Genomic DNA, 239 nt, shown 5'->3' with positions numbered 1-239 from the left:
GTGCCGGACGAGTTGTGGGAGTTGTTCCAGTTGGTGGTGCCGGCGGCGCCGACCCGCCCGCAGGGCGGTGGTCGGCGCCGCTACGGGGACCGCGAGGTGCTGGCGGCGATCGTGTTCGTCGCGACGTCGGGGTGCACGTGGGCCCAGCTGCCGCCCTGTTTCGGTCCGTCCGGGCCCACCGCGCACCGGCGCTTCACCGAGTGGAGCAGGGCCCGGGTGTGGGCCAAGCTCCACCGGGT

The 239-nt window shown here is 74.5% G+C and carries 1 protein-coding gene; it reads left to right on the top strand.

Annotation, left to right across the window (positions count from 1 at the left end):
• Positions 1 to 239: transposase (locus tag PUR61_RS31080; protein ID WP_329882840.1), on the top strand; the 239-nt coding region annotated here is incomplete at its 3' end.

Origin of the sequence: Streptomyces sp. BE20, from assembly GCF_036322525.1 — a bacterium.
In the GTDB taxonomy this organism is placed as follows: Bacteria; Actinomycetota; Actinomycetes; order Streptomycetales; family Streptomycetaceae; genus Kitasatospora.
The sequence above is the reverse complement of the archived record's forward strand: the minus strand, read 5'-3'. Positions and strand labels throughout refer to the sequence as shown.